Below are 22685 nucleotides of genomic sequence, written 5' to 3'. Positions count from 1 at the left end.
GATTCACTCCTTGCTGGAAAGGGCAGGTACTTTGAAAACGTGACGCAAATAGGCGACGAAATTCGGGTCGGTGCAGTGGGTCTTGCCCGCTTCATCGGAGATCTTCGCGACGGGCTGGCCATTGCACGCGGTCATTTTAAGCACGATGCTCATCGGTTCCACACCTGGAATATCGCAGGTCAGGTTGGTGCCGATACCGAAGCTGACATTAATGCGCCCCCGCAGCGCACGGAATATCTCCAAGGCCTTGGGCAGCGACAGGCTGTCGGAAAACACCAGGGTCTTGCTCATCGGCTCGATGCCCAGCTTGTGGTAGTGGGCGATGGCTTTCTCTGCCCATTGCACCGGGTCGCCGGAGTCGTGGCGCAGGCCGTCGAACAGCTTGGCGAAGTACAAGTCGAAATCGCTGAGAAAAGCGTCAGTGGTGATGCAGTCGGTCAGCGCGATACCCAGCAGGCCACGGTATTCGCGGACCCAGCAGTCGAGGGCGGCAATCTGGCTGTCGATCAGGCGCGGGCCGAGTTGCTGGTGGGCCATGATCCATTCGTGGGCCATGGTGCCCAGTGGCTTCATATCGAACTCGCGCGCCAGGTGCACGTTGCTGGTGCCGACAAAACGGCCGGGGAAGTCATGCTTGAGCACGCTGACCACTTCTTCCTGCACGCGGTACGAGAAGCGTCGGCGCGTGCCGAAGTCGGCCACTTGCAGCTCGGACAGTTCGTCGCTGCTGGCGTTGGCGGTCAACCAGTCGAACTTGCGGTACAGCTGCTCGCGGGCCTGTTCGAGGATCACGGTCTGGTAACGGTAGCGGTTGCGCACTTCGCTGACGATGGCCAGCATCGGCACTTCAAACAGGATCACATGCAGCCACGGCCCGCGCAGGCGGATAAACAGCTCGCCGTTCTCGATACCGGTCTGCACATAACGCAGGTTGAAACGAAACAGCCCGAGGAAGCGCAAAAAATCCGGCTTCATAAAGCTGATGCGTTCCAGGAAACCCAGTTGGTCCGGGCTCAGGCTCAGCTCGGCGAGGCGCTCGATCTGGTAGCGGATCTCCGCCAGGTACGGGCGCAGGTCTTCGCTGTTACGGCAACGAAACTCCCATTCAACTTCCACATTGGGGTAGTTGTGCAGCACCGCCTGCATCATGGTCAGCTTGTAGAAGTCGGTGTCGAGCAAGTTCTGCACGATGCGATCGGCAAACACACTCTCGCTCATAACGGGAATCTCCAGACAGGTCGGCGATGGGCGACGACCTTTACGCACAATTAAGGAAGGGGGCTAGTGGCGCATAGACCTGTGGGGTTTTGCCAGTGATTTTTTCGGCCAGGCCACTGGCCTCATCGGGGGCAAGCCCCCTCCCACATCAGGAACGCACTCCAAGTGGGGAGGGGGCTTGCCCCCGATAGCGCGATTTCAGGCACTAAATAACCTGCTCCATCATCCACTTTACAAACTCGCGCACCTTGGGCACTTCTGCCGAATGCTCGGGGTAGGCCAGGTAATACGCATCCTGGCTTGGCATCGCGTGCTGCCAAGGGATCACCAGCTTGCCCTCGGCCAGTTCCTCCTCCACCAGGAACCGCGGCAGCAGCGCCACGCCGCACCCCACCTGCGCCGCACGAATGCACATATAAAAGGTATCGAAGCGCGGCCCATGGTAGCTGTGCTCGGTGTGGAAGCCCTGGTCGGCAAACCAGTCATGCCAGCCTTGGGGCCGCGAGGCGTTTTGCAGCAGCACCAGGTTGCTCAGTTGCGTGGGGTCGGTGAACGGCTGCGCGGGCAGGCTCTCCGGGGCGCATACCGGGATCAGTTCTTCGCTGAACAGCTTCAGGCTCTCCGTGCCGGGGCGCGCGCCCTGGCCGAAGTAGAACGCCATGTCGGCCTTGCCTTGCAGCAGTTCATCCGGCGCCTGTTCGTTGCACAGGTCCAGGTGAATCTGTGGGTGACGCAGGCGCCAGCCCTTGAGGCGCGGTACCAGCCAGCGCGCGCCAAACGTGTAGGGCGTGGACACGCGTAACACTTCGGTCTCGCCGCCATAGGAGCGCAGGTAATGGGTGGACATCTCCACCTGGGTGAGGATCTTGCGCACTTCCACCAGATACAGGTCGCCCGCCGGGGTCATCTGCAGGCGACGGCGCACCCGGCGAAACAACAGGTGTTGCAGTAATTCTTCCAGCTGCGCGACCTGTTTGCTCACCGCGCTTTGCGTGAGGTTCAACTCCTCGGCGGCGCGAGTGAAGCTCAGGTGGCGGGTGGCGGCTTCGAAGCACTGCAGGGCAGTGATCGAGGGCAAATGTCTTTTGTTCAGCACGGCACGCCTCTTTTTATTCTTTGCATGAATAAACGGAATGATATCTCGCCTAATCGTCGTTTGTTGGCAAGTCTTGGGCCAGCTACAAATAAGGTCCGGATCGCCGTGTGGGCCGCGGCGCAATTTTTTTGTTGGTAGATTGAAGGAGTGACCCATGGTTGCCGCATTGCTTGATCGTCTCGGGGTAAACCCGGCGCTGTACCAGTCGGGTAAACAGCCCGTGCATTCGCCGATTGATGGAAGCCGTATCGGCAGCGTGCACTGGGAAGGTGCCGCCGAGGTGGAGCAACAGGTCAGTCGCGCCGAGCATGCATTCGAGGCCTGGCGCAAAGTGCCAGCGCCACGCCGTGGTGAGCTGGTACGCCAATTCGGCGACGTGTTGCGTGAATACAAGGCCGACCTGGGCGAGCTGGTGTCCTGGGAAGCCGGCAAGATCACCCAGGAAGGCTTGGGTGAAGTGCAGGAAATGATCGATATCTGCGACTTCGCCGTCGGCCTGTCGCGCCAGCTGTACGGTTTGACCATCGCCTCTGAGCGCCCCGGCCACCATATGCGTGAAACCTGGCACCCGTTGGGCGTGGTCGGCGTGATCAGTGCTTTCAACTTCCCGGTGGCCGTATGGGCGTGGAACACCACCCTGGCCCTGGTGTGCGGCAACGCCGTCATCTGGAAGCCTTCGGAAAAGACCCCGCTCACTGCCCTGGCCTGCCAGGCGCTGTTCGAGCGCGTGCTGAAGAACTTCAAGGACGCCCCGCAGTACCTGAGCCAAGTGGTCATCGGTGGTCGTGACGCCGGTGCCGCACTGGTGGATGACCCGCGTGTCGCCCTGATCAGCGCCACCGGCAGCACGTGCATGGGCCGCGAAGTCGCGCCGAAAGTCGCCGCGCGTTTCGCCCGCAGCATCCTTGAACTGGGCGGTAACAACGCAATGATCCTCGGCCCGAGCGCCGACCTGGACATGGCCGTGCGCGCGATCCTGTTCAGCGCCGTCGGCACCGCCGGCCAGCGTTGCACCACCCTGCGCCGCCTGATTGCCCACGAGTCGGTCAAGGAAGAAATTGTCACCCGCCTCAAGGCGGCCTATTCCAAGGTGCGCATCGGCCACCCGCTGGAAGGCAACCTGATTGGCCCGCTGATCGACAAGCACGGCTTCGACAATATGCAGGACGCCTTGGAGCAAGCCCTGAGTGAAGGCGGCAAGGTGTTTGGCGGTAAGCGTCAGTTGGAAGACAAGTTCCCGAATGCCTACTACGTGTCGCCAGCGATCGTGGAAATGCCCGAGCAGAGCGACGTGGTGTGCACCGAGACCTTCGCACCGATTCTCTACGTGGTCGGCTACACCGACTTTGCCGAAGCCCTGCGCCTGAACAACGCGGTGCCGCAAGGCTTGTCGTCGTGCATCTTCACCACCGATGTGCGCGAAGCCGAGCAGTTCATGTCGGCAGTGGGCAGTGACTGCGGTATTGCCAACGTCAACATCGGCCCGAGCGGCGCCGAAATCGGCGGCGCGTTTGGCGGTGAGAAAGAGACCGGCGGCGGGCGCGAGTCGGGCTCGGATGCGTGGCGCGGTTACATGCGTCGCCAGACCAACACCGTGAACTACTCGCTGGAGTTGCCATTGGCCCAGGGCATTACCTTCGACTGATTTCTGTAGGAGCGAGCTTGCTCGCGAAGATCGTCAACGATCAGGCGGGCAACCTGAGTGAGCGCGATGTCCTTGCGTTTTTCGCGAGCAAGCTCGCTCCTACAGTGATGGTGTTGAACAAGAAAAATTGTTTGTTAGGTCTCATCGGAGTCTGGCAATGGCACTGCGCGAAACATGTTTGTGGGAACACCTCACCCCCGGCCGGCCGGATCGCGCCGCGCTCAAGGGCGAGGTCAAGGTGGATGTGTGCGTGATCGGTGCCGGGATCACCGGTTTGTCCGCGGCCATTCACTTGTTGGAACAGGGTAAAAGCGTCGCCGTGCTGGAAGCCCATCGCACCGGTCATGGCGGTTCGGGGCGCAACGTCGGGTTGGTCAATGCCGGCCTGTGGATTCCCCCGGACGAGATCGAAGCCGGTTTCGGCGAGGCGGTGGGCAGCCAGCTCAACCGCATGCTGGGTGCGGCACCGTCCCTGGTGTTCAGCCTGGTCGACAAATACAACATCGATTGCCAATTACGCCGCGAAGGCACCTTGCACATGGCGCACAACGCCCGTGGCGAAGCGGATCTGCGCAGTCGTGAAGAACAATGGAAGCGCCGTGGCGCGCCGGTCGAGCTGCTCACCGGCCAGGCCTGCGAGCAGGCCACCGGCACCCAAAAAATCGCCGCAGCCTTGCTGGACCGGCGCGCGGGCACCTTGAACCCGATGGCTTACACCAGTGGTTTGGCGAATGCGGCGGTCGGGCTGGGCGGGCAATTGTTCGACCATTCCCCGGTGACCCAGCTGGAACGCCAGGGTTCGCACTGGTCGGTGCAGACGGCCAGCGGTGCGGTGCAGGCTGCACAAGTCGTGATCGCCTCCAATGCCTACACCGAAGGCGAATGGACCGAGTTGCGGCGCAATTTCTTCCCCGGTTACTACTATCAGGTGGCTTCCGCCCCATTGACCGACGCCGCGGCCCAGCAAATCCTCCCCGGTGGCCAAGGTTCGTGGGACACACGCCAGGTCTTGAGCAGCATTCGCCGCGATGCCGATGGCCGCCTGTTGCTCGGCAGCCTGGGCAACGGCAACCAGAAACCGACGTGGTTCCTCAAGGCGTGGGCCGATCGGGTGCAGCAGCATTACTTCCCGTACCTCAAATCGGTGCAATGGGAATACACCTGGACCGGTTGCATCGCGTTCACGCCCGATCACTTGATGCGCCTGTTCGAACCTGCCCCCGGCCTGGTCGCGGTAACGGGCTACAACGGGCGTGGCGTGACCACCGGCAGCGTGGTGGGCAAGGCATTCGCCGACTATTTGTGTCACCAGAATCCCCAGGCCCTGCCGATTCCGTTTACGCCAATGCAACCACTGGCCGCGGTGGGCCTGCGCAGCTGCCTTTATGAGGCCGGATTCTCGCTGTATCACGCAGGGCAATGCTTGAGGATCGTGATCTGATCAGCGAGATACCGCTCAGAAGCCTGCGTTTTCTGAGTAGGCTACTAATCTGTATTGGTGCAAGTCGTAGCAGTCGCGCACTGTAAATGTGCAGTTCCGTTACGCAGTCGGTTACAGCTGTAGGAACTGTCGTTTATCGCTTTGGTTGCAGGTGCGACCCGCCAGGGTTGTACTTTTTTGGCTGTAGGGTTGCACCTCTTGATACTAGAGGGTTGCACGTCCTGGCGAGCGGAGTCGAAACATCTGAAATAACAATGACACCGTGTCTTTTTGAAGAATAAAAACGTAATGGCACGAGGCTTGCTCAGGGCTTTCAGTGAAAGGTTTGAACGCAAGTTGTCGTGCCAAAAATCAAAAATATCGGAGCACCACTCATGTCCCAGACGTTTTACAAGAAAGGTTTTCTGGCCCTCGCCGTTGCAGCGGCACTGGGTGTTTCTACGTTTGTTCAAGCTGATGTGAAGATCGGCGTAGCGGGGCCCATGACCGGCGCCAACGCGTCGTTCGGTGAGCAGTACATGAAAGGTGCCCAGGCGGCAGCCGAGGTGATCAACAAGGCCGGCGGTATCAACGGCGAGAAGGTCGTGCTGGTTGCCGGTGACGATGCGTGTGAGCCGAAGCAGGCTGTGGCCGTGGCCAACCGCCTGGCGGACCAGGACAAAGTGATTGGCGTGGTCGGGCACTTCTGCTCGTCGAACACCATCCCGGCCTCCGAGGTTTACGACGAAGCGGGCATCATCGCGATCACCCCTGGCTCTACCAACCCACAAGTGACCGAACGCGGCCTGGGCGCCATGTTCCGTATGTGCGGCCGTGACGACCAGCAAGGCATCGTCGCCGGCGATTACATCGTCGACGTGCTCAAGGGCAAGAAAGTCGCGGTCATCAACGACAAGGACACCTACGGCAAAGGCCTGGCCGACGCCACCTCCGCCCAGTTGACCAAGCGCGGCGTCAAGCCGGTGCTGGAAGAGGGCCTGACCCGTGGCGAGAAAGACTTCAGCGCCCTGGTCACCAAAATCCGCTCCCTGGGCGCCGACGTCGTGTACTTCGGTGGCCTGCACCCGGAAGCCGGTCCGCTGGTCCGCCAGATTCGTGAAGCGGGCCTCAAAGACGTCAAGTTCATGTCCGATGACGGCGTGGTGACCGATGAACTGGTGGCCACCGCTGGCGGCGCGCAATACGTCGATGGCGTGTACATGACCTTTGGTGCCGACCCGCGCCTGCTGCCAGACAGCAAGGCCGTCGTGGAAGAGTTCCGCAAGGCCGGTTATGAGCCAGAAGGCTACACCCTGTACGCCTACGCCTCGCTGCAGGCCCTGGCCGCCGGTTTCAACGGCGCCAAGTCCAACAAGGGCGAAGACGCCGCCAAATGGCTGAAAGCGCACCCGGTCAAAACCGTGATGGGCGAGAAGACCTGGGACGCGAAGGGCGACTTGAAAGTCTCCGACTACGTGGTTTACCAGTGGGATAAAGACGGCAAATACCACCAGCTGGAAAAGCAGAAGTAAGGCATAGCTCCGACGTCCGAATGTGGGAGGGGGCTTGCCCCCGATGACGGTGTGTCAGCCCCCCGATGTACAGCTGACGCTCCGCAATCGGGGGCAAGCCCCCTCCCACAGGGGGACCGTGTTCTGATCGAGATCTGTCTTTTCCTCCAGAAGCGCCGCACACCTACTGGTGTGCAGGTGCTCACCGCGTGAGATTGCGTTATGGATGGTATTTTCCTGCAGCAACTGGTCAACGGCCTGACCCTCGGGTCGGTCTATGGCCTGATCGCCATCGGCTACACAATGGTCTATGGCATCATTGGCATGATCAACTTCGCCCATGGCGAGGTTTATATGATTTCCGCTTACCTCGCGGCGATCAGTCTGGCACTGCTGGCTTACTTCGGCATCGAATCCTTCCCACTGCTCATTCTCGGCACCCTGATCTTCACCGTGGTCGTCACTGGCGTTTACGGTTGGGTCATTGAACGTGTCGCCTACAAACCGCTGCGCAACTCCACCCGACTGGCACCGCTGATCAGCGCCATCGGGATCTCCCTGATCCTGCAGAACTACGCGCAGATCGCCCAGGGTGCGAAACAACAAGGCATTCCAACCCTGCTGGCCGGCGCCTGGCGCGTCGACATCGGCAGTGGGTTCGTCCAGCTCACGTACACCAAGATCTTCATCCTCGTGGCGGCGTTTGCCGGCATGGCGTTGCTCACCTACATCATCAAGTACACCAAGCTCGGCCGCATGTGCCGCGCCACCCAGCAAGACCGCAAGATGGCCTCGATCCTGGGGATCAACACCGACCGCGTGATCTCCTACGTGTTTATCATCGGTGCTGCCATGGCGGCCCTGGCCGGCGTGCTGATCACCCTCAACTACGGCACGTTCGACTTCTACGCCGGCTTCATCATCGGCATCAAGGCGTTTACCGCAGCGGTACTCGGCGGCATCGGTTCCCTGCCTGGGGCCATGCTCGGCGGGATCATCCTGGGTATTTCCGAGTCGTTGTTCTCGGGGTTGATCAACTCTGACTACAAAGACGTGTTCAGTTTCTCCCTGTTGGTGGTGATTCTGATTTTCCGTCCTCAGGGCCTGCTTGGTCGCCCACTCGTGGCGAAGGTGTAAACATGTCTGCTGCCAAACCTATCGATATCAAGAAAAGTGTGGTCGATACGATCCTTGCCGGGCTTATTTCGCTGATCGTATTCGGTCCGATCGTCGGCGTGGTCCTCGACGGCTACAGCTTCAACCTGGAACCTGCGCGCGTGGCCACCTTGGTCGCCATCGTGATGGCCGGCCGCTTTGCCCTCAGCCTGTTCCTGCAAACCCCCAAGGGCCTGAAGATTCTGCAAGGCTTCGAAAGCAGTGGCTCCGGCGTGCACGTACTGCCACCGGACTACAAGTCGCGGCTGCGCTGGATCATCCCGGTGTTGATCGTGATCGCCATCGTGTTCCCGATCTTCGCCAACAAATACCTGCTGACCGTGGTGATCCTCGGGTTGATCTACGTGTTGCTGGGCCTGGGCCTGAACATCGTGGTCGGCCTGGCCGGCTTGCTCGACCTGGGTTACGTGGCGTTCTACGCCATCGGTGCCTACGGCCTGGCGCTGGGCTACCAGTACCTCGGCCTGGGCTTCTGGACGGTGCTGCCCCTGGCAGCCATCTGTGCGGCGCTGGCGGGGTGCATACTCGGATTCCCGGTGTTGCGAATGCACGGTGACTACCTGGCCATTGTGACCCTGGGCTTTGGTGAAATCATTCGGTTGGTGCTGAACAACTGGCTGTCATTTACCGGCGGCCCGAACGGTATGCCGGTGCCTTCGCCAACCTTCCTCGGCCTGGAGTTCGGGCGCAAGGCGAAGGATGGCGGGATTCCGTTCCATGAGTTCTTCGGCATCGATTACAACCCCAACATCAAGTTCATGTTCATCTACATCGTGCTGTTCCTGGTGGTGCTGGCTGTGCTGTACATCAAGCACCGCCTGACCCGCATGCCTGTAGGCCGTGCCTGGGAGGCCTTGCGCGAAGATGAGATCGCCTGCCGTTCCATGGGCCTGAACCATGTATTGGTCAAGCTCTCGGCGTTCACCATTGGCGCTTCCACTGCCGGCCTGGCCGGGGTGTTCTTTGCCAGCTACCAGGGCTTCGTCAACCCGTCGTCGTTCACCTTCTTCGAGTCGGCGCTGATCCTGGCCATCGTCGTACTGGGCGGCATGGGCTCGACGGTTGGCGTGGTGATTGCGGCATTTGTATTGACCGTCGCCCCGGAACTGCTGCGCAGCTTCTCCGAATACCGCGTGCTGCTGTTTGGCGTGTTGATGGTGGTGATGATGATCTGGCGACCGCGTGGGCTGATCCGCATCAGCCGTACCGGCGTGACCCCACGTAAAGGAGTGGCGCCATGAGCAAGGAAATCGTCCTCAGCGTGGAACACCTGATGATGCACTTCGGTGGCATCAAGGCCTTGAGCGATGTGAGCCTCAAGGTCGAACGCAACTCGATCTTCGCCCTGATCGGCCCCAACGGCGCGGGCAAGACCACCGTGTTCAACTGCCTCACCGGCTTCTACAAAGCCAGCGGTGGCAAGATCGAGCTCAACGTACGCGGCAAGCAGACCAACGTGATCCAGTTGCTCGGCGAGCGCTTCAAGGCCGTTGACTTCGTCTCGCCGAAAAGCTTCTTCAGCCGGGTGTTCTACAAGATGTTCGGCGGTACTCACCTGGTCAACCGTGCCGGCCTGGCCCGCACGTTCCAGAACATCCGCCTGTTCAAGGAAATGTCGGTGCTGGAAAACCTGCTGGTGGCCCAGCACATGTGGGTCAACCGCAACATGCTGGCGGGCATCCTCAACACCAAGGGCTACCGCAAGGCCGAAAGCGATGCACTCGACCACGCGTTCTACTGGCTCGAAGTAGTCGACCTGGTGGACTGCGCCAACCGCCTCGCCGGCGAACTTTCCTATGGCCAGCAGCGCCGTCTGGAAATCGCCCGCGCCATGTGCACGCGACCGCAGATCATCTGCCTCGACGAGCCCGCGGCGGGCCTCAACCCCCAGGAAACCGAAGCCCTCAGCGCGATGATTCGCCTGCTGCGCGACGAACACGACCTCACGGTGGTGCTGATCGAACACGACATGGGCATGGTGATGAGTATTTCCGACCACATCGTGGTGCTCGACCACGGCAACGTGATCGCCGAAGGTGGGCCGGAAGCGATCCGCAACGACCCGAAAGTGATTGCCGCCTACCTGGGTGCTGACGAAGAGGAGCTGGTATGAGTGCGCCTATCCTCGAAATGAAGGACCTGGATGTGTTCTACGGCCCGATCCAGGCCCTGAAGAAAGTCTCGCTGCACATCAACGAAGGCGAGACCGTCAGCCTGATCGGCTCCAACGGCGCGGGTAAATCCACGCTGCTGATGTCGATCTTCGGCCAGCCACGGGCGGAGTCGGGGCAGATTCTCTATAACGGTGTCGACATTACCCACAAGTCGTCCCACTACATCGCCTCCAACGGTATTGCGCAGTCGCCGGAAGGGCGGCGGGTGTTCCCCGACATGACCGTCGAGGAAAACCTGCTGATGGGTACCATCCCTATCGGTGACAAGTTCGCCCAGGAAGACATGCAGCGCATGTTCGAGCTGTTCCCGCGGCTCAAGGAGCGGCGTAACCAGAGGGCCATGACCATGTCCGGTGGCGAGCAGCAAATGCTCGCCATTGCCCGCGCGCTGATGAGCCGTCCCAAGTTGCTGTTGCTGGATGAACCGAGCCTGGGCCTGGCGCCGATTGTGGTGAAGCAGATCTTTTCCACCCTGCGCGAACTGGCCTCCACCGGGATGACCATCTTCCTGGTGGAGCAGAACGCCAACCATGCACTGCGTTTGTCGGACCGGGCGTATGTGATGGTGAACGGCGAGATTCGCCTCACAGGCACCGGCAAGGAGCTGCTGGTGAACGAGGAAGTGCGCAACGCCTACCTCGGCGGCCACTGATCCAAATAACAATGCAGTCCCCCTGTGGGAGGGGGCTTGCCCCCGATGGCGGTGTATCAGTCGGCACATCTGATACTGACCCACCGCTATCGGGGGCAAGTCGAATCGTCGCACCGCCCCTCCCACATTTGGTTTTATGGTGCCCACAAGGGCGATCCCAAATTGTGGAAAACAAATCCAGCCTCCCTCCAAAGCGCGACATATAGCCGCCGCAAATCCCTGTTTTGTCACAGTTTTGACTTGTCCCCATTCACTGTGGAACCGGCTGTGGGTAACGTGGGAGTAGCTGGCTGAACGCCTTTAAAACCGTGGCTTCCAGCTGTGTGGTTGTTTTTTGATCAGTGGCTTTTTCGCGGCCGATCGAGGGGTTTGTCAACCTGTTTAAAGACACAGGTATATGACTGAAATATGTCCCGCCAGCCTGTGGATAAGTCTGTGATTAAACTCTGGAAAGACTGCCGCAGAGGCCGGAATGACTGGCCTGGAGCCATCGTTCGATTTTCCCCGCTGCCTATGGGGCTACATACGCCTGCGCTCAGGTCAAGCAAAAAACTTTCTAAAATCGCCTGAAAGCCTTGTACACAGCGGCCTGAAGCGTTTTGCACTTGCCCCCAAAGACTGTGGGCGCAGCTGTGGATAACCTGCGTGCATATGGCTGCAAGCCACGGCTCATAAGGCTTTGCTCGTTATGGTTAAAAAATGACCAGGCGTGAGTGAGGTGATGTGCATAGCGGTTGCCGCAACCGCGGCGTAAAGGCATTCTGCTGGCTGATTTTTTTCCCCGATGCCCGCAAGGAGAACACCATGTCCAACACGCTGTTTATTACTGGCGCCACCTCAGGTTTCGGCGAAGCCTGCGCCCGTCGGTTTGCCGAAGCCGGCTGGAAACTGGTGCTCACCGGTCGTCGTGCCGAGCGTTTGAACGCGTTGGTCGAAGAGCTTTCCAAGCAGACCGAAGTGCATGGCCTGGTGGTGGACGTCCGTGACCGCAAGGGCATGGAGGATGCCATCGCCAACCTGCCACCATCGTTCGCCACGCTGCGCGGCTTGATCAACAACGCCGGGCTGGCCGTGGGCACTGACCCTGCACCCAAGTGCAACCTCGACGACTGGGAAACCATGGTCGACACCAATATCAAGGGCCTGCTGACCACCACCAGCCTGCTGCTGCCGCGCCTGATCGCCCATGGTCGTGGTGCCGGGATCATCAACCTGGGCTCCATTGCCGGCAGCTACCCGTATCCAGGCAGCCACGTGTATGGCGGCTCCAAGGCGTTCGTGAAGCAGTTCTCGCTGAACCTGCGTTGCGACCTGCAAGGCACAGGCGTGCGCGTGACCAATATCGAGCCGGGCTTGTGCGAGAGTGAGTTCTCCCTGGTGCGCTTCGGTGGTGACCAGGCGCGCTACGACGCCACCTACGCCGGCGCCGAGCCCATCCAGCCGCAGGACATTGCCGACACCATCTTCTGGGTGCTGAACACCCCTGCGCACGTCAACATCAACCGGTTGGAGCTGATGCCGGTGAGCCAGACCTGGGCTGGGTTTGCGATTGAGCGTGGAGCTAAGGCCTAAGCCGCTTACGCCATACACTGTAGGAGCGAGCTTGCTCGCGAAAAACGTCAACGATGACGCGTGCATTCTGACTGCACGTGGCGCCCTCGGGTTTTTCGCGAGCAAGCTCGCTCCTACAATAAATGGCGGCAAATCGGTCAAAACAGGCCATAAGGTACACTCCACTCCTGAAAACCCCACCGCATCCAGCGGTTCAAAGGTTTTGACGGGAGGAATTGTGAGTAACCGAGGTGAGCAGTCGCTGCTCAAACAATCGACGATCCTGATGTTCGCTGTCGCGATCGCCGGGATTGTCACGGGTGTGGTTTCTGGCGCCCAATCCATTTTATTCGACGGCTTTTTCTCGCTGATCGCCACCGCCATCAAGGTGTTGATGCTGATCACGGCCAAGCTGATCGCCAAGAAAAGCAATGAGCGTTTCCAGTTCGGCTACTGGCACTTGGAGCCGATGGTATTGCTGATCGAAGGCAGCTTCCTGCTGCTGATCGCCATCTATGCGTTGCTTAACGGTGTGTTCGGCATTATCAATGGCGGGCGCGAGATCGAGTTGGGCCTGGTGATTATCTATGCCGCGGTATTTACCGTCGTCGAGTTCGCCTATTTCTTCTATGTGCGCTACCGCAACCGCAGGCTCAAGTCATCGCTGATCCAGTTCGACAACATCAGTTGGCTGGTGGACGCGATGCTTTCGGTGGGCTTGCTGGTCAGCTTTCTCGCCGCGCTGTTGCTTAAGTCCCAGGGCTATGGCGAGTGGGCGGTGTATGTCGACCCGTTGATCCTGATCCTGCTGGCCCTGAGCATGCTGGCGCCGGCCTTCAAGATCCTGCGCCCGGCCTTGCGCGAGGTGTTGGGGATTGCCCCGGACCACTTGGACGACAAGGTGCGTGAAGTGATGGACGCCTCCCAGGCCAGGCATGGTTTCGAAGACTACGTGTCCTACGTGCAAAAGCACGGGCGGGCGCGGTTTATCGAGATTCATGTGGTGTTGCCGGCGGACTACCCGGTGGATAGCGTCGCGACCCTCGACGGGCTGCGCGAAGAGATATCCACAGGGCTGGGCACACCGGATGCGGCGCGCTGGTTGACGATCAGCTTTACCGGGGATCGCAAGTGGATTGCTTGATGGTCAGTTAGACCGAGTCGTCTGCATCGGGGGCTTGCCCCCGATGAGGCCCTGAAGGTCACCCGAGATGCTGGATCAAACCCTGATAACAGGTTGCCAAATGATAAGGCGTGGTCGACGGCATATCCCGCCGGCTCACGTCGCCCTTGGCATCCAGGCATTCATGCCAGCCTTTTTCATGCAGGAAATGCTGCTGCAGCGCGAGTAATTGGCGCTGCAGCACGGCCTCGCTGCCAGGCCGCAAGGTCAGTGCCCGCAGGTATTCCGCCTGGGCCCAGATACGCTGGGTGCCGTCGCGCACCGTACCGTCGAGTGCCAGCATGCCGCTGACCGCCCCGGTCGCGCTATCCACACCCTTGTGCTCTGCGTAGGCAAACGCCCGCGTCAGTGACCCATGCAGTGGAGTGCCGCGCAGCACGGGCGACGATTCCAGCAAAAAGAACCACTCGAACTGGTGCCCCGGCTCAAACCAGTTATCCACAGCGCCCAGCGGTTTTTCCATCATCACGCCATGCTGGCGTTCGATAAAGCGCTGCTGCATGGCCGTCGCCAGGCTCAGCAGGGCCGCTTGCACGCCGGTATCCTCACGCACCGCCAGGGTGGCGAGGAAGCCTTCGGCCAGGTGCATCAGCGGGTTTTGCAGCGGGCCGGACTTGAGTGATGACCAGTTGCGCTCCAGCACCGCCTCGTACAGGCCATCGCCGTTGGCGAAGCGCTCGGCCACCACTTCCAGGGCGGCATTCAATACCGACTCCACCAGCGGCTCACGCACCTTGGCCCAGTAATGGGCGCAGGCAAAGATGATGAAGGCGTGGGTGTAGAGGTCCTTGCGTTTGTCCAGTGGCTGGCCGGCAGGGTCGATGCTGTAGAACCAGCCGCCATGTTCGGCATCGTGGAAATGCCGTTGCAGGGAGCGGAACAGCGCCGCTGCGCGTTCTTCGGCAAAGGCTGCACCGGGTACGCCGATCAGGCTGGCGAACAGATACAACTGCCGTGCGCAAGCCATGGCGCGGTAGCGTTGCGGGGGCAAGGGCCGGTGATCGGCGTCCAGCGCCTCATAGGGTAACGTCAGCTCGGCATTCCAGCCCGGGCCCTGCCAGAGCGGCACGATCACGTCATGGAAGTGCGAGAGCACGGCATTCAAGGAAGACTGGGGGGTGGAGCTTGGAACGGTGGGCATCGGCTGGCGTCGTCACGGCAGGGGTGTAGGCGCGCATGGTAGCAGGCTTGGGATCAGTGGTGTCTGCGCCACCGCTATCGGGAGCAAGCTCCCTCCCACATTTGGATTTGTGAACACAGTCAAATGTGGGAGGGGGCTTGCCCCCGATGAGGCCCTTACAAACGGCGCAAATCAGCCCGCCAGCAACCACACCCCAGTCGCCGCCGAAGCCGCCCCGGCAACCCGCACCAACGGCGCCGCCGCAGCCGGCAGCCAGCGCACCAGCGCATACCCGGCGGCGTGCAGTGCAGCGGTCGCGCCGACAAACCCTGCGGCATACGCCCAAGGGCTCGACATGTCTGGCAGCTCAAGGCCATGGGCAACCCCGTGGAACAAGGCAAACACCGCCGTCGCCGCCACCGCCACGAACAACGGCGGACGCACTGCCAGCGCCACCGCCAGGCCCAGTGCCAGCACCGACGCGGCAATCCCGCTTTCCAGTGCCGGCAACCCCAGGCCCTCAAAACCCAGCACGCCGCCTATCAGCATGGTGCCCACAAACGTGCAAGGCAGGGCCCAACGCGCCGCGCCTTTTTGCTGCGCGGCCCACAGGCCTACCGCCACCATGGCCAGCAGGTGGTCGATACCGCCCAATGGATGGCTGATACCGGCCACCAGGCCGTTGTCGCCATGGCCGGGGTGAGCGAAGGCCAGGGCAGGGGTGAGCAGCAGGGCGGCGGCGCCGAAGAGTTTTTTCAGGCTCATGGACAGGTTCCTTAGGGTTGATCAGGCCGCGGTCAACAGACCTTGGCGTTCGATAAAGGCGACGATTTCTTCCAGGCCGACACCGGTTTTCTGATTGCTGAACACGAAGGGTTTGCCGTTGCGCATGCGCTGGGTGTCGCTGTTCATCAGTTCCAGCGAGGCGCCGACCAGCGGTGCCAGGTCGATCTTGTTGATCACCAGCAGGTCGGATTTGCAAATACCGGGCCCACCCTTGCGGGGCAGCTTGTCGCCGGCCGACACATCGATCACGTAGATGGTCAGGTCCGACAGCTCCGGGCTGAAGGTGGCCGACAGGTTGTCGCCGCCAGACTCCACCAGAATCAGGTCCAGGCCAGGGAAGCGGCGGTTGAGCTGGTCCACCGCTTCCAGGTTGATCGAGGCGTCTTCGCGGATCGCCGTGTGCGGGCAGCCACCGGTTTCCACGCCGATGATGCGCTCGGGCGCCAGGGCCTGGTTGCGCACCAGGAAGTCGGCGTCTTCGCGGGTATAGATGTCATTGGTGACCACCGCCAGGTTGTAGCGATCACGCAGCGCCAGGCACAGGGCCAGGGTCAGGGCGGTCTTGCCGGAGCCCACCGGACCGCCGATGCCGACGCGCAGAGGTTGTGTGTTCATGTGCTTCTCCAAAATAAAAGGCCTCCGACGTAAAAGGACCTATGAACGGAACAGGCGGCTGTACTGGCGCTCATGGGCCATGCATGCCAAGGACAGGCCGAAGGCGGCACTGCCAAAATGGTTGGGGTCGATGCGACCGGCGTCCTGTTGGGCCTGTTGCAGCAGCGGCAGCAGTTCGCTGGTCAGGCGCTGGGCGGCTTGCTGGCCGAGGGGCAGGGTTTTCATCAACACCGCCAATTGGTTTTCCAGCCAGCTCCACAGCCAGGCAGCCAGGGCATCGTCGGGGCTGATGCGCCAGGCGCGGGCGGCCAGGGCCCAACCGAGGGCCAGGTGGGGTTCGGTGTGTTGATCGAGCACTTCGCGAGCGTCAGCGTCGAGCTCGGGCAAGCCGTTGAGCAGTTGTTGCAGGGAGTAGCCCATCTGCCGGCTTTCCTGATACAGCTCGCGCGTCTCACGACTGGCGCGGTGTTCTGCGCACAACTGCGCCAACTGCGGCCAATCCTCGTCCGCGGCAGCACGGCAATGGGCAAGCAGCAGCGGGGCTTCGAAGCGTGCAAGGTTGAGCAGCAACTGGTCGCTGATCCAGCGTCGGGCGCTGTCGGCATCACTCACGCGGCCATTTTCCACGGCCATTTCCAGCCCCTGTGAATAGCTGTAGCCGCCAATCGGCAGTTGCGGACTGGCCAGACGCAACAGCGCCCAGGCTGGGTTCATAACCGTACGCCGAACTGGTGCAGCTTGGGCGGGTAGTTGAAATCTTCGTCGCCATGGCGCGAATGATGATGGCCGCCGCCATAGGCGCCATGTTCCGGCTGGAAGGGCGCTTCGATGGTTTGCGTGGTGGCACCCAGTTGATCGAGCATCGCCTTGAGCACGTAGTCGTCCAACAAGCGCAACCAGCCATCGCCGACCTGCAGGGCGACATGGCGATTGCCCAGGTGATAGGCGGCACGGGTCAGTTCAAACGCGCTGCTACAGGTGACATGCAGCAGTTGTTCAGGACGTGCGCAGACGCGTACGACACGTCCGTCTTCAGCTTGTAGGAATTCGCCATCGTGCAGCGGCGGTTGGCCACGCTCCAGAAACAGGCCGACATCTTCGCCGTCGGCACTGAAACAGCGCAGGCGGCTTTTGCTGCGCGCTTCGAAATTCAGCAGCAATTCAGCGGCCCAGAGGGCCTGCGGGGCGATTCGGCGGTGGATCACCAGCATCAGGAAACTTCCGGCTATGAGCGATGCAAGAGCTAGAGCAAGGGCCTTGCCAATCATGCCGTGGAGTAGGAATTGCCTGTAGGTGCGTGGCAGTGCTGCCGAATAGGGCGTCAGAAAACTTCGCCAATGTTTCAAATTGGTGCGTCAACATGTTTATGGCACCAAATATGTGCGCTTCTCCTTGGGGCGGACGGGGGCTGCAGGAAATCTCTTTCATCTTTTTTATCGCTGAATTTTTTTCGGATTTGTCCTACGTGCTCACAGGAATAGGAGTTCATCGGATTACCTGATCGTTGATTAGGATTTGCGCCGTGCTCAATCCACGACGGGTTCCACCATGTTCAAATCAATTGTGTGTGTATTCATTTTCGGCCTTTTCCTGGTCACCACGTCTTCATCGGCCAATATCCAGAAGCGCGCTGTCGCCCCTCTCAAGGTCGACACTGCCCTGCCAGCCCTGTCACGCAAACCGTCCATCGACGATGTGATCGATCGCGCTCATGAGTTACTCGGTACACCCTATAAATGGGGTGGGAATTCAGTCGAGCAGGGCTTCGATTGCAGCAGCTTCCTGGTGTACCTGTTCAAGACCCAGGCCAATATCCACCTGCCGCGTACCACGGCGGCGATGCATGGTTCGAAGGCCGCCACGATCAAGCGCAACGCCTTGAAGCCTGGCGACGCGGTATTTTTCAAAGGTAACGGGCGCGGGCGGGTGAGCCATGTCGGCCTCTACATAGGCGAGGGCAAATTTATCCATTCGCCACGGGCGGGCAAAACCGTGCGTATCGACTCGCTGAGCAACCGTTACTGGGACCGTAATTTCACCACCGCCAAGCGTTTCCACGCCGCGGGCTGAGGGACTTACTCCGTGCTGCCCAGGCCCTGCCAATGCTTGAGGCCGATAAAGATAAAGCGCAGTTGCTGGGTGATTTTCGCCTGGGGCGTGAGGTGGGCCGGGAGGGCCTGGGCGGGAGGGTCGATGATGTCGGGTAGGGTGGCGAACACGCTCTTGACGATCAGGTCGGCCATCACGTGCAAACCGTCGGCATCCAGGTGCTGGAGCTTGGGCATGTGGGTGAGGTCCGCCGCGAGGTCGCGGGTGATGTCTTCGCGCAGGGCACCGATGGCCTGGCGCACCGCCAGGCAGCCGCCATACTGTTCGCGGGCGAGGAACAAAAACTGCGAACGGTTGGCCGAGACCACATCGAGGAAGATCCGCACGGACGCATCGATGATGCCGCCCATCACGAATTCGTTATGGCGCACCAGGCGAATGGTGGCGCGGAAGGTCTGGCCGACTTCGCTGACCAGCACCAGGCCCAGCTGATCCATATCGGCAAAATGTCGATAGAACCCGGTCGGTACAATTCCGGCCGTCTTGGCCACTTCGCGCAGGCTCAGGCTGCCAAACCCACGGCCACACTCCATCAGATGGCGGGCTGCGTCCATCAAGGCGAGGCGGGTCTGTTGCTTCTGTTCGGCGCGGGGCAGCATGTTGGGGCGGGCTTTGTCGGCAAGTACAGCGACGCACTCTAGCAAAACAACTTCGTTGACGTCGAACTTGACGGCGAGGTGTGCAGGGGGAGATGTTACGCAGGCTACATAAAGTCAAAAGCCCGATCGGCTGATCGGGCTTTTTTCTGGGCCATCACAGGCTTAGCTCTGTGCTTGATGCAGTTCTTGCAGACGGTCAGCACCGCCTTCGGCAACGGTGTTGCGTTCTAGCAGACGGTCAGCGCCGCCTTCGGCTACGGTGTTGCGTTCCTGCAGACGGTCAGCACCACCTTCAACCAGGCCTTTCTCTTCCAGGCGATTACGGCCATTTTCAGCGACGCCTTGGGTGTAGGCACGGTCGTTGGCTTGTTCAGCGCCGCCCTCTACCAGGCCTTTCTCTTCCAGGCGATTACGACCATTCTCAGCAACGGCGCCTTTGGCGTAGTCGCGGTTTTCATCTTCTTGCGAACCGCTGCGAGCCAGGGTTTGGCTGGATTGAACGGCTTGGGCTTTATTCTGTGGGGTGGCCTGTTCCGCAGCTGGCAGGGCAAAGGCACTGGAAGCCAGGACAGACATCAGGACGGTAGCAAGGACTTGGCGTTTCATGATGGGTTGCTCCTTGGGAGGGCGATAAAGTGGGTACGGGGCTAATGCTACTCTCGATAAGTCGATATAAAAGTTCATAAACACAATGGTAATAATCAACAGAATTGATTGTTCTCGGCGGAGGCTCTAGAACGAGCCTCTCAAGCCCGCGGTTTTGCACCGGTGTGGGTATTTTCGACACGAACCTGGGTAACAATGGTGCGCCGTTGAAGATCAAATTTGCCTGGTCGGTCAGGAAAGCCGGTGTCCGCGGGTTAAATCGTGCATCGGGTTAAACCCCCGTGTGGTTTACCAGTCGTAGTTTTATAGGCTGCTCTATAGGGGTAGCTCAGCCAGTCGTATTCAGGAGTCCTGTGCAATGACGCGCACTCGTAAAATCGTCGCTTGGAGCTGCGCCAGCTTCGTTCTATTAATTGCCATCGTGGCTCTGGTCCTGGTGTTCTTTGACTGGAATCGCATCAAACCCCCGCTCAATGCCAAGGTCTCCGAAGAGCTGCATCGTCCGTTCGCCATCAATGGCAACCTCGCGGTGGTGTGGCAGCGTGAGCCAGACGAAGGCGGCTGGCGTGCCTGGGTGCCGTGGCCCCATGTGATTGCCGAAGACCTGACCCTGGGTAACCCTGACTGGTCGAAAAAACCGCAGATGGTCACGCTCAAGCGCGTTGAACTGCGTATCTCTCTCCTGGCCTTGCTGGCCCAGCGTGTGGTGATCCCGCGCATCGACCTCACTGAGCCGAGCGCCGAGTTGCAGCGCCTCGCCGATGGCCGTGCCAACTGGACCTTCACGTTCGACCCCAAGGACCCCGGCGCCGAACCTTCCAGCTGGGTGGTGGACATCGGCACTATCGGTTTCGACAAAGGCCATGTGACCCTTGACGATCAAACCCTCAAGACCCAACTCGATGTGATCATCGACCCGCTGGGCCAGCCCATTCCGTTTGCTGAAATCGTCGGTGACGCCGATGCCAGGAAGGCCCTGGAAAAAGGCGCGGCCCCCCAGGACTACGCGTTTGGCCTCAAGGTCAAAGGCCAGTACCACGGCCAGAAACTCGACGGCACCGGCAAGATCGGCGGCCTGCTTGCCTTGCAGGACGCGGCCAAGCCGTTCCCTCTACAGGCCCAGGTGGACATCGCCGACACCCGTATCGCCCTGGCCGGCACCCTGACCGACCCACTCAACCTGGGCGCCCTCGACCTGCGCCTGAAACTTGCCGGCAGCAGCCTGGGCAACCTGTACCCATTGACCGGCGTCACCTTGCCGGATTCACCGGCCTACTCCACAGACGGACATCTGATCGCCAAGCTGCACGAGGCCAATGGCGCGTCGTTCCGCTACGAAAACTTCAACGGCAAGATCGGCAACAGTGACATCCACGGCGACCTGGCCTATGTCGCCAGCCAGCCACGCCCCAAGCTCAGCGGCACGTTGGTCTCCAACCAACTGCTGATGACGGACCTCGCGCCCTTGATCGGCGCCGACTCCAACGCCAAGCAAAAGGCCCGTGGTGGGATGAGCAAGCAACCGGCGAACAAAGTGCTGCCGGTGGAAGAGTTCCGCACCGAGCGCTGGCGTGTGATGGATGCCGATGTCGAATTCACCGGCAAACGCATTGTGCACAGCGCCGACTTGCCGTTCACCGACCTCTATACCCACCTGGTCCTCAACGACGGCGAGCTGAGCATGGAACCCCTGCGCTTCGGGGTGGCCGGTGGCAAGCTGGATGCGCAGATCCGCTTGAACGGCCGCACGGTGCCCATGGAAGGCCGGGCCAAACTGACCGCGCGTAACTTCAAGCTCAAGCAACTGTTCCCGACTTTCGAACCGATGAAAACCAGCTTCGGCGAACTCAACGGTGATGCGGATATTTCCGGGCGCGGCAACTCCGTGGCGGCGCTGTTGGGCACTTCCAACGGCGACCTGAAAATGTTGATCAACGACGGCGCCATCAGCCGTGGCCTGATGGAAATAGCCGGGCTCAACGTCGGTAACTACGTGGTGGGCCGCCTGTTTGGCGACAAGGAAGTCAAGATCAACTGCGCGGCGGCGGACTTTGGCATCAAGACCGGCCTGGCGACGACCCGGTTGTTTGTGTTCGATACCGAGAACGCCATTATCTACGTCGATGGCACTGCGAACATGGCCACCGAGCAGTTGGACCTCACCATCACGCCGGAGTCCAAAGGGTTCCGCCTGTTCTCGTTGCGTTCCCCGCTGTACGTCAATGGCCCGTTCATCAAGCCGAATGCCGGCGTCAAAGCCATCCCCCTGGCCCTGCGTGGCGCAGGCATGGTCGCACTGGGCGTGATCGCCGGCCCGGCCGCCGGCTTGCTGGCGCTGGTGGCGCCGAGTGGCGATGCGCCGAACCAGTGTGCGCCGTTGCTGCAACAGATGCGGGAAGGCAAGGCACCAAAGACGGTGAAAGGCTGACAGACCAAACCGCGAACAAAAATGGGGGAGGGGGGCCCCTGATGCCGTTCAGTTAAGCGTATATCGCCTTCTGTAGGAGCGAGGGGGACGCCTAGTTCTTGCTCGCGAAGAACGTCAACGATAACGCGTGTCTCCTGAATGAACGCGGCGCCTGAGAGTTCTTCGCGAGCAAGCTCGCTCCTACAAAAAAGCCATTAACTAAATGGCATTAGGGCTCGCCACAGGGGTTACAGGCTTTCCAGGATGTCGGCCATGTCATCGGCATGCTCTTCTTCCTGAGCCAGGATTTCTTCGAACAGGCGGCGCGTGGTTGGGTCTTTGTCACCGATGTACTGGATGATCTCGCGGTAGCTGTCCACCGCAATCCGCTCGGCGACCAGGTCTTCGTAGACCATTTCCTTCAGCGTATTGCCGGCCACGTACTGCGCGTGGGAGTTTTTCGACAGCAGGTCCGGGTTGAACTCCGGTTCGCCGCCCAACTGCACGATGCGCTCGGCGAGTTTGTCTGCGTGTTCGGCTTCCTGGGTGGCGTGTTCGAGGAACTCCTCGGCGGCGATCTGGGCCTTGACGCCGCTGGCCATGAAGTAGTGGCGCTTGTAGCGCAGCACGCAGACCAGTTCAGTGGCCAGCGAGGCATTGAGCAGGCGAATGATCTCTTCGCGGTCGGCGTCGTAGCCCTCGGTCACGGCGCCGTTTTCGACGTTCTGGCGGGCGCGGCTGCGCAGGGTCGCAACGTCAGTCAGGTTTGCTTCAGTCATCTCAATCTCCTGGTGCTAATCCGGTTTTGCTCCACGCT

General features: G+C 60.6%; 21 protein-coding genes. 11 read left to right on the top strand and 10 right to left on the bottom strand.

Annotation, left to right across the window (positions count from 1 at the left end; translation table 11 throughout):
* Positions 1 to 3 precede the first annotated feature (3 nt).
* Positions 4 to 1218, bottom strand: a complete 1215-nt coding sequence (gene pncB, locus AC1Q6I_RS07595; RefSeq protein WP_024073104.1) for a nicotinate phosphoribosyltransferase — start codon at positions 1216 to 1218, stop codon at positions 4 to 6.
* A 205-nt stretch (positions 1219 to 1423) separates the two neighbouring features.
* Complete coding sequence (locus tag AC1Q6I_RS07590) at positions 1424 to 2314, bottom strand: LysR family transcriptional regulator (RefSeq protein WP_024073105.1); 891 nt, start codon at positions 2312 to 2314, stop codon at positions 1424 to 1426.
* Positions 2315 to 2468: 154 nt separating this feature from the next.
* Here AC1Q6I_RS07590 and amaB point away from each other — a divergent pair, with 154 nt between their 5' ends.
* The 9 genes from amaB to AC1Q6I_RS07545 all read left to right on the top strand — a co-directional run bounded on the left by amaB (position 2469) and on the right by AC1Q6I_RS07545 (position 13587).
* Complete coding sequence (gene amaB, locus AC1Q6I_RS07585; protein ID WP_102625425.1) at positions 2469 to 3959, top strand: L-piperidine-6-carboxylate dehydrogenase; 1491 nt, start codon at positions 2469 to 2471, stop codon at positions 3957 to 3959.
* A gap of 157 nt (positions 3960 to 4116) precedes the next feature.
* Positions 4117 to 5400, top strand: a complete 1284-nt coding sequence (gene amaA, locus AC1Q6I_RS07580) for an L-pipecolate oxidase (RefSeq protein WP_102625423.1) — start codon at positions 4117 to 4119, stop codon at positions 5398 to 5400.
* A 374-nt stretch (positions 5401 to 5774) separates the two neighbouring features.
* Complete coding sequence (locus AC1Q6I_RS07575; RefSeq protein ID WP_024073108.1) at positions 5775 to 6911, top strand: branched-chain amino acid ABC transporter substrate-binding protein; 1137 nt, start codon at positions 5775 to 5777, stop codon at positions 6909 to 6911.
* A gap of 201 nt (positions 6912 to 7112) precedes the next feature.
* Complete coding sequence (locus AC1Q6I_RS07570) at positions 7113 to 8027, top strand: ABC transporter permease subunit (protein WP_024073109.1); 915 nt, start codon at positions 7113 to 7115, stop codon at positions 8025 to 8027.
* Positions 8028 to 8029: 2 nt separating this feature from the next.
* Positions 8030 to 9307: a high-affinity branched-chain amino acid ABC transporter permease LivM gene (gene livM / locus AC1Q6I_RS07565; RefSeq protein ID WP_024073110.1), complete on the top strand. Its 1278-nt coding sequence runs from the start codon at positions 8030 to 8032 to the stop codon at positions 9305 to 9307.
* Positions 9304 to 10179, top strand: a complete 876-nt coding sequence (locus tag AC1Q6I_RS07560) for an ABC transporter ATP-binding protein (protein WP_024073111.1) — start codon at positions 9304 to 9306, stop codon at positions 10177 to 10179. The genes livM and AC1Q6I_RS07560 overlap by 4 nt, the downstream gene beginning before the upstream one ends.
* The gene (locus AC1Q6I_RS07555) at positions 10176 to 10892 is read left to right on the top strand and encodes an ABC transporter ATP-binding protein (protein WP_024073112.1); all 717 of its coding nucleotides are present in this window, start codon (positions 10176 to 10178) and stop codon (positions 10890 to 10892) included. The genes AC1Q6I_RS07560 and AC1Q6I_RS07555 overlap by 4 nt, the downstream gene beginning before the upstream one ends.
* 804 nt (positions 10893 to 11696) lie before the next feature.
* The gene (locus tag AC1Q6I_RS07550; protein WP_024073113.1) at positions 11697 to 12464 is read left to right on the top strand and encodes an SDR family oxidoreductase; all 768 of its coding nucleotides are present in this window, start codon (positions 11697 to 11699) and stop codon (positions 12462 to 12464) included.
* Between the two features lie 217 nt (positions 12465 to 12681).
* Positions 12682 to 13587 carry a cation diffusion facilitator family transporter gene (locus AC1Q6I_RS07545; protein ID WP_102625422.1) on the top strand — a complete coding sequence of 302 codons (906 nt, stop codon included), beginning with the start codon at positions 12682 to 12684 and terminating at the stop codon, positions 13585 to 13587.
* A gap of 58 nt (positions 13588 to 13645) precedes the next feature.
* Here the strand turns inward: AC1Q6I_RS07545 and AC1Q6I_RS07540 are convergent, their stop codons facing one another.
* The 5 genes from AC1Q6I_RS07540 to ureE form a co-directional block, all read right to left on the bottom strand.
* Positions 13646 to 14767 (bottom strand): AGE family epimerase/isomerase, encoded by a 1122-nt coding sequence (locus tag AC1Q6I_RS07540; RefSeq protein ID WP_024073115.1) that lies wholly within the window; start codon positions 14765 to 14767, stop codon positions 13646 to 13648.
* Positions 14768 to 14938: 171 nt separating this feature from the next.
* Entirely contained in the window at positions 14939 to 15511 is a 573-nt protein-coding gene (locus tag AC1Q6I_RS07535; protein WP_024073116.1) for a HupE/UreJ family protein, read from the bottom strand.
* Between the two features lie 21 nt (positions 15512 to 15532).
* Positions 15533 to 16147, bottom strand: a complete 615-nt coding sequence (gene ureG / locus AC1Q6I_RS07530; protein WP_012721947.1) for an urease accessory protein UreG — start codon at positions 16145 to 16147, stop codon at positions 15533 to 15535.
* 39 nt (positions 16148 to 16186) lie between these two features.
* A complete protein-coding gene (locus AC1Q6I_RS07525) occupies positions 16187 to 16861 on the bottom strand; it encodes an urease accessory protein UreF (protein ID WP_069075156.1) in 675 nt (224 codons plus the stop codon).
* Complete coding sequence (gene ureE, locus AC1Q6I_RS07520) at positions 16858 to 17358, bottom strand: urease accessory protein UreE (protein WP_024073118.1); 501 nt, start codon at positions 17356 to 17358, stop codon at positions 16858 to 16860. Before ureE ends, AC1Q6I_RS07525 begins: the two co-directional genes overlap by 4 nt.
* Before the next feature lie 337 nt (positions 17359 to 17695).
* Here ureE and AC1Q6I_RS07515 point away from each other — a divergent pair, with 337 nt between their 5' ends.
* Positions 17696 to 18217 (top strand): C40 family peptidase, encoded by a 522-nt coding sequence (locus AC1Q6I_RS07515; protein ID WP_024073119.1) that lies wholly within the window; start codon positions 17696 to 17698, stop codon positions 18215 to 18217.
* Positions 18218 to 18222: 5 nt separating this feature from the next.
* Here AC1Q6I_RS07515 and AC1Q6I_RS07510 read toward each other — a convergent pair whose 3' ends face one another.
* Both AC1Q6I_RS07510 and AC1Q6I_RS07505 read right to left on the bottom strand, forming a co-directional pair.
* Positions 18223 to 18855 carry a TetR family transcriptional regulator gene (locus AC1Q6I_RS07510; RefSeq protein WP_024073120.1) on the bottom strand — a complete coding sequence of 211 codons (633 nt, stop codon included), beginning with the start codon at positions 18853 to 18855 and terminating at the stop codon, positions 18223 to 18225.
* 162 nt (positions 18856 to 19017) lie between these two features.
* The gene (locus AC1Q6I_RS07505) at positions 19018 to 19461 is read right to left on the bottom strand and encodes a hypothetical protein (protein WP_024073121.1); all 444 of its coding nucleotides are present in this window, start codon (positions 19459 to 19461) and stop codon (positions 19018 to 19020) included.
* 358 nt (positions 19462 to 19819) lie between these two features.
* Here AC1Q6I_RS07505 and AC1Q6I_RS07500 point away from each other — a divergent pair, with 358 nt between their 5' ends.
* The gene (locus AC1Q6I_RS07500) at positions 19820 to 21889 is read left to right on the top strand and encodes an AsmA family protein (RefSeq protein ID WP_102625706.1); all 2070 of its coding nucleotides are present in this window, start codon (positions 19820 to 19822) and stop codon (positions 21887 to 21889) included.
* Between the two features lie 227 nt (positions 21890 to 22116).
* On the opposite strand, the gene AC1Q6I_RS07495 is transcribed toward AC1Q6I_RS07500, so the two are convergent.
* Positions 22117 to 22647, bottom strand: a complete 531-nt coding sequence (locus AC1Q6I_RS07495) for a ferritin-like domain-containing protein (RefSeq protein WP_024073123.1) — start codon at positions 22645 to 22647, stop codon at positions 22117 to 22119.
* Between the last annotated feature and the right edge of the window lie 38 nt (positions 22648 to 22685).

The sequence above is a fragment of the Pseudomonas sp. MPR-R2A5 genome (assembly GCF_058793055.1).
This window is presented reverse-complemented; position numbering and strand designations above follow the sequence as displayed.

Coding starts and splice junctions, on each gene's coding strand:
- pncB (WP_024073104.1), bottom strand. CDS start 1,218: ATGAGCGAGAGTGTGTTTGCCGATCGCATCGTGCAGAACTTGCTCGAC.
- amaB (WP_102625425.1), top strand. CDS start 2,469: ATGGTTGCCGCATTGCTTGATCGTCTCGGGGTAAACCCGGCGCTGTAC.
- amaA (WP_102625423.1), top strand. CDS start 4,117: ATGGCACTGCGCGAAACATGTTTGTGGGAACACCTCACCCCCGGCCGG.
- AC1Q6I_RS07575 (WP_024073108.1), top strand. CDS start 5,775: ATGTCCCAGACGTTTTACAAGAAAGGTTTTCTGGCCCTCGCCGTTGCA.
- AC1Q6I_RS07570 (WP_024073109.1), top strand. CDS start 7,113: ATGGATGGTATTTTCCTGCAGCAACTGGTCAACGGCCTGACCCTCGGG.
- livM (WP_024073110.1), top strand. CDS start 8,030: ATGTCTGCTGCCAAACCTATCGATATCAAGAAAAGTGTGGTCGATACG.
- AC1Q6I_RS07560 (WP_024073111.1), top strand. CDS start 9,304: ATGAGCAAGGAAATCGTCCTCAGCGTGGAACACCTGATGATGCACTTC.
- AC1Q6I_RS07555 (WP_024073112.1), top strand. CDS start 10,176: ATGAGTGCGCCTATCCTCGAAATGAAGGACCTGGATGTGTTCTACGGC.
- AC1Q6I_RS07550 (WP_024073113.1), top strand. CDS start 11,697: ATGTCCAACACGCTGTTTATTACTGGCGCCACCTCAGGTTTCGGCGAA.
- AC1Q6I_RS07540 (WP_024073115.1), bottom strand. CDS start 14,767: ATGCCCACCGTTCCAAGCTCCACCCCCCAGTCTTCCTTGAATGCCGTG.
- AC1Q6I_RS07535 (WP_024073116.1), bottom strand. CDS start 15,511: ATGAGCCTGAAAAAACTCTTCGGCGCCGCCGCCCTGCTGCTCACCCCT.
- ureG (WP_012721947.1), bottom strand. CDS start 16,147: ATGAACACACAACCTCTGCGCGTCGGCATCGGCGGTCCGGTGGGCTCC.
- AC1Q6I_RS07525 (WP_069075156.1), bottom strand. CDS start 16,861: ATGAACCCAGCCTGGGCGCTGTTGCGTCTGGCCAGTCCGCAACTGCCG.
- ureE (WP_024073118.1), bottom strand. CDS start 17,358: ATGCTGGTGATCCACCGCCGAATCGCCCCGCAGGCCCTCTGGGCCGCT.
- AC1Q6I_RS07515 (WP_024073119.1), top strand. CDS start 17,696: ATGTTCAAATCAATTGTGTGTGTATTCATTTTCGGCCTTTTCCTGGTC.
- AC1Q6I_RS07510 (WP_024073120.1), bottom strand. CDS start 18,855: ATGCTGCCCCGCGCCGAACAGAAGCAACAGACCCGCCTCGCCTTGATG.
- AC1Q6I_RS07505 (WP_024073121.1), bottom strand. CDS start 19,461: ATGAAACGCCAAGTCCTTGCTACCGTCCTGATGTCTGTCCTGGCTTCC.
- AC1Q6I_RS07500 (WP_102625706.1), top strand. CDS start 19,820: ATGACGCGCACTCGTAAAATCGTCGCTTGGAGCTGCGCCAGCTTCGTT.
- AC1Q6I_RS07495 (WP_024073123.1), bottom strand. CDS start 22,647: ATGACTGAAGCAAACCTGACTGACGTTGCGACCCTGCGCAGCCGCGCC.